Annotated in this window: 8 protein-coding genes; 7 read left to right on the plus strand and 1 reads right to left on the minus strand. The window is 70.6% G+C overall.

Features of this window, described 5'->3' with window-relative positions; genetic code table 11:
* From AC5LUJ_RS00215 to AC5LUJ_RS00230, 4 genes are all read left to right on the plus strand, one after another.
* Nucleotides 1-203 (plus strand): fumarylacetoacetate hydrolase family protein (locus AC5LUJ_RS00215; protein ID WP_493464289.1); only part of this gene is annotated, 203 nt, incomplete at its 5' end.
* Entirely contained in the window at nucleotides 200-1,249 is a 1,050-nt protein-coding gene (locus AC5LUJ_RS00220; protein ID WP_250283945.1) for an acetaldehyde dehydrogenase (acetylating), read from the plus strand. The genes AC5LUJ_RS00215 and AC5LUJ_RS00220, both read left to right, overlap by 4 nt.
* Nucleotides 1,246-2,373, plus strand: coding sequence for a 4-hydroxy-2-oxovalerate aldolase (gene dmpG, locus AC5LUJ_RS00225; RefSeq protein ID WP_250283943.1), 1,128 nt, complete (start codon nucleotides 1,246-1,248; stop codon nucleotides 2,371-2,373). The genes AC5LUJ_RS00220 and dmpG overlap by 4 nt, the downstream gene beginning before the upstream one ends.
* Nucleotides 2,374-2,506: 133 nt before the next feature.
* Nucleotides 2,507-4,255 carry an AMP-binding protein gene (locus AC5LUJ_RS00230; protein WP_250283941.1) on the plus strand — a complete coding sequence of 583 codons (1,749 nt, stop codon included), beginning with the start codon at nucleotides 2,507-2,509 and terminating at the stop codon, nucleotides 4,253-4,255.
* 93 nt (nucleotides 4,256-4,348) lie between these two features.
* Here AC5LUJ_RS00230 and AC5LUJ_RS00235 read toward each other — a convergent pair whose 3' ends face one another.
* Complete coding sequence (locus AC5LUJ_RS00235; RefSeq protein ID WP_250283938.1) at nucleotides 4,349-5,635, minus strand: LuxR C-terminal-related transcriptional regulator; 1,287 nt, start codon at nucleotides 5,633-5,635, stop codon at nucleotides 4,349-4,351.
* A 774-nt stretch (nucleotides 5,636-6,409) separates the two neighbouring features.
* On the opposite strand from AC5LUJ_RS00235, the gene AC5LUJ_RS00240 reads away from it, so the two are divergent.
* The 3 genes from AC5LUJ_RS00240 to AC5LUJ_RS00250 form a co-directional block, all read left to right on the plus strand.
* On the plus strand, nucleotides 6,410-7,561 hold the full coding sequence (locus AC5LUJ_RS00240) for an acyl-CoA dehydrogenase family protein (protein WP_250283936.1): 1,152 nt from the start codon (nucleotides 6,410-6,412) through the stop codon (nucleotides 7,559-7,561).
* A 5-nt stretch (nucleotides 7,562-7,566) separates the two neighbouring features.
* Nucleotides 7,567-8,481, plus strand: coding sequence for an LLM class flavin-dependent oxidoreductase (locus tag AC5LUJ_RS00245; RefSeq protein WP_250283951.1), 915 nt, complete (start codon nucleotides 7,567-7,569; stop codon nucleotides 8,479-8,481).
* Nucleotides 8,482-9,149: 668 nt separating this feature from the next.
* A partial coding sequence (locus tag AC5LUJ_RS00250; RefSeq protein ID WP_493464290.1) for a hypothetical protein occupies nucleotides 9,150-9,623 on the plus strand: 474 nt, incomplete at its 3' end.

The following is a 9,623-nucleotide window of genomic DNA, read 5'->3' on the forward strand; positions in this document are numbered from 1 at the left end:
CGGCCTGCCTCGGCGACCCGTGCCAGGCGCTGCTGTGGCTGGCACGCACCGCCCGGGAGCTCGGATCCCCGCTGCGCGCGGGCGATCTGGTCCTCTCCGGCGCGCTCGGCCCGATGGTCCCCGTGACGCCCGGCAGCACCTACCGGGCGACCATCGCCGGGCTCGGCACCGTCACCGCATCCTTCCGGAAGGATCTGCCATGAGCACCAAGGTCGCGGTCATCGGCTCAGGGAACATCGGCACCGATCTGATGATCAAAGTCATGCGGCTGTCGTCCACTCTGGAGATGGCTGCCATGGTGGGCATCGATCCGGACTCCGACGGGCTGGCCCGCGCGGCCCGGCTGAAGGTGCCGACCACGGCGGACGGTGTCAAGGGCCTGATCGACCTGCCGGGCTTCGACGAGATCGGCGTCGTGTTCGACGCGACCTCGGCAAAGGCCCACCTGGCGAACGCGCGCGCGCTGGCCGGGTACGGCAAGCGGCTGGTGGACCTGACCCCCGCCGCGATCGGGCCGTACGTCGTCCCGGCGGTCAACCTCACCCAGCACCTCGACGCGCCCAACGTGAACATGGTGACCTGCGGTGGGCAGGCCACCATCCCGATGATCGCCGCGGTGTCCCGGGTGACCCGCGTCCGCTACGGGGAGATCGTGGCGTCGATCGCCTCGAAGTCGGCCGGCCCGGGCACCCGCGCGAACATCGACGAGTTCACCGAGACCACCGCGCGCGCCATCGAGGTCGTCGGCGGCGCGGACGTCGGGAAGGCGATCATCATCCTCAACCCGGCCGAGCCGCCCATGATCATGCGCGACACCGTGCTGTGCCTGGCGGACGACGCCGATCCCGGCGACATCCGCGCCAGCATCGCCGCCATGGCCGCCGAGGTGGCCCGCTACGTGCCCGGATACCGGCTCAAGCAGCAGGTCCAGATCGCCCCGGTCGACCCGGACGAGCCGCTGCGGACCCTGGTCGGCGACGCCGGCCCGCGGCCGGTCTGGAAGGTGTCGGTCTTCCTGGAGGTCGAGGGAGCCGCCCACTACCTGCCGGCGTACGCCGGGAACCTCGACATCATGACCTCGGCCGCGCTACAAACCGCTGAACGACTGGCCGCCGCGGGGCCACCGGCCGTCGCGTGGCCCGCGGCGGCGGGGGAGCCGGTAGCGTCACCGTCGGTGACACCGGCAGCGTCACCGGCGGTGACACCGGCGCTGTCAGCCGTCCCAGCCAGCTCGGAGGTGGCCCTGTGACCCCGCCCAGGCTCTACATTCAGGACGTGACCCTGCGGGACGGCATGCACGCCATCCGTCATCGCCTCGCCCCGGAGCGGGTACGCACGATCGCCGCCGCGCTGGACGCCGCCGGCGTGGACGCCATCGAGGTCGCCCACGGTGACGGCCTGGCCGGCGCCAGCCTGACCTACGGGCCGGGCAGCAACAGCGACTGGGAGTGGATCTCCGAGGCCGCCGAGGTGATCACCAACGCCGTGCTCACCACCCTCCTGCTGCCGGGGATCGGCACCATCCACCATCTTGAACGGGCCTTCGACCTCGGCGTCAGGTCCGTGCGGGTGGCCACGCACGCCACCGAGGCCGACATCAGCCCGCAGCACATCACCCGGGCCCGTGAGCTCGGCATGGACGTCTCCGGCTTCCTGATGATGAGCCACCTGGCGCCCCCGGCCGAGCTGGCGCGGCAGGCGAAGATCATGGAGGACGCCGGCGCGCACTGCGTGTACGTGACCGACTCCGGCGGGCGCCTGACGATGGGCGACGTCCGCGACCGGGTCCGCGCCTACCGGGACGTCCTCGACCCGGCCACCCAGATCGGTGTGCACGCCCACGAGAACCTGTCGCTGTCCGTGGCCAACTCGGTGGTGGCCGTCGAGGAAGGCGTCACCCGGGTCGACGCGTCGCTCGCCGGCCAGGGCGCCGGCGCCGGCAACTGCCCGATCGAGGCGTTCATCGCGGTGGCGAACCTGCTGGGCTGGCAGCACGGCTGCGACCTGTTCGCGCTCCAGGACGCCGCCGACGACATCGTCCGCCCACTGCAGGACCGGCCGGTGCGGGTGGACCGGGAGACGCTGGCCCTCGGCTACGCCGGCGTCTATTCCAGCTTCCTGCGGCACGCCGAGCGGGCGGCCCGCGAGCACGGGCTGGACACCCGCGACATCCTGGTGGAGGTGGGCCGCCGCGGCCTCGTCGGCGGCCAGGAGGACATGATCATAGACGTCGCGCTCGACCTCGTCGCGGCCGGCGCCGCCCGGGGCGGCGCGGTTCCCACCGGCGTTGGCGGCAACGACGCCGTCCTGGCCGGCGCTGTCGGCGGTGGCGCCGTTCCCGCCGGCGCTGTCGAAGCCGGGCGGCCCGGGTGAGCGCGGCGGCACCGGCTGCCGCGCACCGGCCGCCGGTCGTACGGATACTGGTCGTACAGTCGCTGACCGCACAGCTGAGGGCCGCGCAGCCGGGAGTCCCACCGCTCACGGAGTTACCACTCAGGGAGGACAGTTGACATCGCAGACGCCGGGTGCAGGTGGTCTGGCCGCGTTCCGCGCGGCACGGGACTTCCTGCTCGCCCACCGGGAGGACTACGACAGCGCGTACGCCGGGTTCCACTGGCCGGAGCTGACGGAGTTCAACTGGGCGTTGGAGTGGTTCGACCATCTCGGCGCCGACCCGGACAGCTCCGGCCGGACCGCGTTATGGATCGTCGAACAGGACGGCTCGGAGCGGCGTCAGACCTTCGCGCAGCTCTCCGCCCGCTCGAACCAGGTGGCCAACTGGCTGCGCGGGCGGGGCGTGACGCGTGGTGACCGTATCGTGCTCATGCTGGGCAACCAGGTCGAGCTGTGGGAGACGCTGCTCGCGGCGGCAAAGCTCGGCGCGGTCGTCATCCCGGCGACCACGCTGCTCGCGCCCGCCGACCTGCGGGACCGGATCACCCGTGGCCAGGCCCGCTACGTCGTCGTCGGCACGGCCGACACCGACAAGTTCGCCGACGTGCCCGGCGAGTACGACCGGATCGCGGTCGGAGCGCCGGTGGCAGGCTGGGCCTCCTACGCCGACGCGGCCCAGGCGCCCGCCGCGTTCGTCCCGGACGGTGTGACCCGGGCCAGCGACCCGTTGCTGCTCTACTTCACCTCGGGCACCACCGCGGCCCCGAAGCTCGTCGAGCACACCCACGCCTCCTACCCGGCCGGGCATCTGTCGACGATGTACTGGATCGGGCTCACCCCCGGTGACGTGCACCTGAACATCTCCTCGCCGGGCTGGGCCAAGCACGCGTGGAGCAACGTCTTCGCTCCCTGGAACGCCGGGGCCACCGTGCTGATCTACAACTACAGCCGGTTCGACGCCGCCGCGCTGCTGGCGCAGATCGACCGGTGCGGGGTGGACAGCTTCTGCGCGCCCCCGACGGTGTGGCGGATGCTGATCCAGGCCGACCTCACGGCGGTGCGCAACCCGCCGCACAAGATCGTCGGCGCGGGTGAGCCGCTCAACCCCGAGGTCATCGAGCAGGTGGAGAAGGCCTGGGGGGTGCGCATCCGGGACGGCTTCGGGCAGACCGAGACCACCGTGCAGATCGCCAACTCACCGGGCCAGCTCGTCAAGCCGGGCTCCATGGGACGGCCCTCGCCCGGGTACCGCGTCACGCTGGTCGACGTCACCACCGGGAAGCCGGCGGAGGAAGGTGAGATCTGCCTGGACCTCGCCCAGCGCCCGCTGGGGCTGATGGTCGGCTACCGCGACGACGCCGTGCGCAACGCCGAGGCGATGGCGGGTGGCTACTACCACACCGGTGACGTGGCCTCGCGGGACGCCGACGGCTACATCACCTACATCGGCCGCGCGGACGACGTGTTCAAGGCGTCGGACTACCGGATCTCGCCGTTCGAGCTGGAGAGCGTGCTGATCGAGCATCCCGCCGTCGCCGAGGCCGCCGTCGTCCCGTCGCCGGACGCGATCCGGCTGGCGGTCCCGAAGGCGTACGTGGTGCTCGCTGACGGTCACGCGCCCGACCGGGACACCGCGCTGTCGATCCTGCGCCACGCCCGCCAGCAGCTCGCGCCGTACAAGCGGATACGCCGCCTCGAGTTCGCCGAGCTGCCCAAGACGATATCCGGCAAGATCCGGCGGGTGGAGCTTCGCCGCCGGGAGGAGGAACTGCACCCGCTCGGCGCCGCCGTGGACACCGCGGGCGGTGCGGCGGCTTTCCGTGAATACCTCGACGAGGAGTTTCCGGAGCTGCGGGGGTGACGTTGTTCCCGGAACGGCGGGAACGGTCCTGCCCGGGCCCGCCGTTCCGGGGCACGCCGGTAACGGCGCGCCGGGAGCAGGCGTCCGATTGTTTCAGCTGTGCCAGTGGGATTTCTTCCCGGAGGAGCCGGTGGGTTCCGGCTGACGACGCTGCATCGTGTTCAGATAGCAGGATACCGCCTCCGCCCGGTTGGTGGCCCCGAGCTTGCGCAGGATGTGTTTCACATGCACCTTGACGGTGCCCTCGGAAACCATCAGGCGGGTGGCGATCCGCGCGTTGGTGGCACCGTCGGCCATATGCCGCAGAACTTCGATCTCCCGGCGGGTCAGGGGTGAGTCCACAACGTCTTCGATCGCTCTGGCCAGCACGTTCGTCCCGATATCCCGGACGGGCTCGACAGGCGCGCCGGGGAGTTTCAGGGAGCCGGGGGGTTTCAGGGAGACGTCGTCCTCCGTGAAGGAGGCCATCAGGTCGGAGATGCCCGCCGTATAGGTGCACAGCTGGTCGCGCAGGGCCAGCATCCGGTCGGCGAACACGGCGCGCTCGATCGCGTAGCCCAGGCCCTCCATGAACAGGCCGATGGCCTCGCGGTCCAGGGTGTCCACGTGCCGCTGGTCGGTGTATGCGTCGGCGTGCATGAAGCCGATCACCGTCGACATCGACACGATCGGTGCGGCGACGTAGGAACGCGAGCCGGTAACGATCTTTAACAGGGGATGTACCTGCGGGTTCGCCTGGGCATCCTTGATCAGGATGGGCTGCCGCCGGTGGACCATGCCGGTCTCCAGCACCTGCTGGTCGAGCAGGACGGGGTCCGTGCTGCCGGCCTTCACCATCAGCGCGGCAAGACCCGGGTCGCCGCGGACATAGGCCGACCTCGCCACCCAGCGGGAGTTCTGGATCTGGGACAGCAGGGCGCGGCCGAAACCGAGTTTCTCGACTTCGGCGGGCGCCCTGGTGATCAGGTCCTGGACCGTGGAGAGGTCCCGCAGCCGGCTCAGGGTATTGCGTACGTCGGCCAGCGTCGACGTACGCTGGGCCAGCATCGCGTCACGCAGGGATATGCGGGCCTGACCGAGCCGGGTGAGTGCCGCGATCAGTTCCGCATGCGTCTCCGCGCCGATCCGCTCCACGCCGGCGGCGAGCCGTTCGGTAATGGCGTCCTGGGCCGCCGCCAGGGTCATCTCCGCGGTATGTGGATCCAGCGGGGTGATGCTCAGCGGCGCACAGTCCCAACCGGTCAGCCTGGCAACCAGCTGGAGAATGGAACGCGCGCGTTCGAGTTCTCTGCGCGGCAGTTCGGGACGGCGGGAGAACCAGCCCTCGCCCCGCGCCGGGTACGGGCGCCCGCCGCCATCACCGGCGTTGGTCGTGGGCATGATGGCCTCCGTTTCCTCGTCATCGAGAGCCGTCCGGAACTCGAATCGCGGTCGGTGCCGCCGGGGCGACATGCGGGCCGGTCCGCCTGACGCGGAAAGGCGTTGTTGGTCCAAGAGGCATTGCTGGTCCAAGATTGAACAGTAGGACGACGGCGCGCTCCGGGCCAGCGCGCGCCGGGTTCCAAGAGGGTTCTGAAGGGATTCCGCGAGGCCCGCTCCGGTGCTTGGTCGTCAGCGTACATCCGTTTGGTGCGGGGCCCGGTGTGGCTGCCGGGCATGCCCCGCCGGCGGCCGGTTCCGGTTCTCGTTGGACGCTGGGTTCTCACGTTCCGTAATGATCTGGACCGGCTCGGCGGAGGCCCGCCGTGCCGGCGCCCGCCGTGCCACCGTACCGGCGCGTCCCGCGGGCCCGAGGCCGTGACCATCGGTACAGGGCGCTGACTCGTTGCCGGTCGGTCCTGGCTGGGTCATGATGCTGAAAGGCCGCATGTGGCGATCTTGCGGATGTTGTGGTGTAACCGGACTGGGCACCGGTGCCCCCGATCCGGTCGGGATGCCGGTGTCCCACTGTCGGCGGCCGTGTCCCGGCGGCGGCGTCGGTGACGCGGCATCACCGGCGTGCACCTGCCGGTAGCAGGCTGTGCGCGATCGTGGCAAGGAGATCGTCTTTTGTGGCGGCGTGCTGGTGCGGCGTCGTCCTGGGCATGGGACAGGCACAGCGGCCAACGCGATCGTAGCTGTCGCGTTCCGCGCCTTATTTTAAGGCGGAATAAAATGATCTCTTTCGAGTTCTCCGAAGAGCAGGAGGACTTTCGGCGTGCGCTCGTCCAGTTCACTGAGGATGTACTGCTGCCCGGCTATCGGGACCGGGCGGCCCGGACGGATTACCCGTTCGGCATCCAGCGTCAGCTCGCCGATCTCGGTGTGCTCGGTATCGGCCTGCCCGAGCAGTTCGGCGGCACCGGCATCGAGGATCCGATCACGCTCGGGCTGGCCGCGGAGACACTGGCCTACGGCGACGTGAACATCGCGTCCGCGCCGGTGCAGGTCGGGCTCGTGGGGTCACAGCTGGCGCACGGCAGCGTGGCCGTGCAGAAGGAGTACCTGCCACGGCTGATCGCCGGTGAGATCACGGTGGCGATCGCGCTCACCGAGCCCGGCTCCGGATCCGACGCGGGCGCGCTGCGCACGGTCGCCGAGCCGGTGGCCGGCGGCTGGCGGCTGCGTGGCGAGAAGACCGCGATCTCGTGGGCCTGCAACGCCACCGCGGCGCTGATCTACGCCCGCGAGCCGGGGTCCGCGCGTTCGCAGGGGGTGAGCTGCTTCGTCGTCCCGACCGACGCCCCGGGTGTGACCGTCAGCCACCTGCCGGGGATGGGCTGCCTGCCGCTGGGCTGGGGGTCGATCCACCTCGACGAGGTGTTCGTGCCGACGGAGAACCTCATCGGTGAGTACGGCCGGGGCTTCCACAGCGTCATGAACCACTTTGATTTCAGCCGTGCCGCGCTGGGCCTGATGTGTCTCGGCGCGGCCCGGGCCAGCCTCGACGAAGCCGCTGACTACGCCCTGCAGCGGGAGGCCTTCGGCCGTCCGATCGCCGAGTACCAGGGCGTATCTTTTCTTCTTGCCGAGCAGGCAACCTATCTGGAGGCCGCCCGGTGGCTGTGCTACCGGGCGTTGTGGCTGCGCCATGCCGGCCGGCCGCACACCGCGCATGCCTCCATGAGCAAGTGGTGGCCGCCGATTGTCGCCAAGAACGCGATCGAGGCGGCGATGAAGATCTACGGAAATCTCGGCTACGCGACCGAGTTCCCGCTGCAGCAGAGATTCCGCGACGTCATGGCCTATCTGGTCGCGGACGGCACGGCGGAGATCCAGAAGCGCATTATCGCCAAGGACGTTCTGGGTGGGAGGCACAGGAATTGATCACAGTGGGGCTGGACGTGCACGAGTCGATTCTCTCGACGAGCCCGCGGCAGCGGCGTGATCTGCTCGGTCGTGCCCAGGCCGCGGGGCTCGACCACGTGGTCGTCGCCGACCACGTCAGCTTCTACGGCGGCCGGGGCTTCGACGGGCTGGTGTCCGCCACCGCCGCCCTGACCAGCAACGACGATCTGCCCGTGCTGCTGGGCGTCTACCAGCTCGCGCTGCGGCACCCGATGACCGTCGCCCGCCAGCTCGCCTCGGTCTCCCAGCTGGCGCCGGGCCGGCTGATCCTGGGGGTCGGCGTGGGCGGGGAGGACCGCTCCGAGCCGCTCAACTGCGGCGTCGACCCGTCGACCCGGGGGCGCCGCCTCGACGAGAGCCTGCGCGTGCTGCGCGCGCTGGCCTCGGGCGAGGCGGTCGACCACAGCGGGGAGTTCTTCGAGCTCAAGGACGCACGGGTGCTGCCGGCCCCGCAGCCCAGGATCCCGATCGTGATCGGCGGCTCGTCGGCGGCCGCGGTACGGCGGACCGTACGCTTCGGTGACGGCTGGCTGGGGATCTTCTGCTCCGCCCGGCGCTTCGCCGCGACCCGCGAGCAGATCGCCGAGGTGGCCCAGCAGGAGGGCAGGCCGCTGCCGTCCTGGTACGGGCTGAACCTGTGGTGCGGGATCGACGCCCAGGCGAGCAGGGCCAGACAGCTGGTGGCCGAGCGGATGGAGCGGCTCTACCACCTGCCCTACGAGAAGTTCGAGCGGCTGGCGCCCGCCGGCACGCCGCAGCAGGTCGGGGAGTGGCTGCTGCCCTATCTGGAGGCCGGCTGCGAGCACCTCACGCTGGTGGCGACCAGCACGAGCTGGGAGGCCGGCGTCGAGCACACGGCCGAGGTGAAGCGCTACCTGCTCGAGCACGCGCCGGCCTGATCCGCCCTGGGCGCGCCCGGCCCTCGTTCCGCTCCGGGCGCGCCCGCGGGAGGCCCGGATGTTCTTACCGGCCGACATCAACAAACTATCAACGCGAAACACCGGCCGAACAAGCAGCGTACGATCATGCTTTCCGCGCGTTCTCCCAGCTCCCGGGGAACCCGGGCCTGCTGCCGGCGGGAAAGCCGTTCTCCGGGTGGGCCATGGCCTATCCGATGACCTGCCTGGTGGCCCACCTGTCGTCGTGAGCTCGTTGCCGTCGGGGGAAAGCCTCTCTTTGGAGGGGCAACTACCCCTCCACCGGGAGATGTGATCCGGCACACAGAACGGTACCGTTCGTTCCTGGCGCGTTGCCTCGCCGAGCTGTTCCCGGCAACGCGAATACCGTAACAATCCCGGTCGGCGATGGCATCACAGGAGGAGATGCTGCCGTGCTGGTAGACCGTCAGACGCGTGCGGGACAAACATTGCCCGCGGTCATCCCGTCGAGGATCTCCACCGGCAGTTGGTGAGCCTGGCCAGAGCGGGCGTGAATACTCGCGCCCGCGTTTCGCCCTGGATTATCCGGTTGCCGGAACGGCTGTGATGAACCGTGACGCGCACACGGTCCGCCGAGTGCGCGTCACACCGCCGGCCGGCTCGGTACGTCGACGAAAGGAGGCATGGGCATGGCCGGTTCCACGGGGAACGGCTGGCTCGACGGCGTGGACATGACCGCCGTGGTGCGCGGGAGCTCGCGTGGGTTCACCGTGCTCGTCCTCGGCGGGCTCATCGCCCCGGCCGTGGCGACGGTGTCCGGGGCCCTTGGCGTGCTGATCCTCACCGGTTCGGCCGCGGCCGCCTTCGTGGCGGCGGCGCTGCGCCAGGGAACGACCACCGACGGTGGGCGACATGGCGCGCTGGCCGCGGTCGGGGCCTATCTGCTGGTACTCCCGCTGGTACTGCTGGCGCAGGCTGGACGGAATCCGGCGCAGATCTCGATGACCCTCGCCGCCGCGGTGGTCGTGGGGTTCGTGGCCGGCTCGGTGACTGCCCGGCGGCGGCCCGCCCACGGCCGCGCTGGTGGCGCCAACACCCACAGCGCCGCCGCTGGCCGTAACGCCGCCGCTGGCCGCAGCGGTGCCAGTGGCCGCAGCGGTGCC

The organism is Protofrankia sp. CiP1_Cm_nod3, assembly GCF_982290655.1.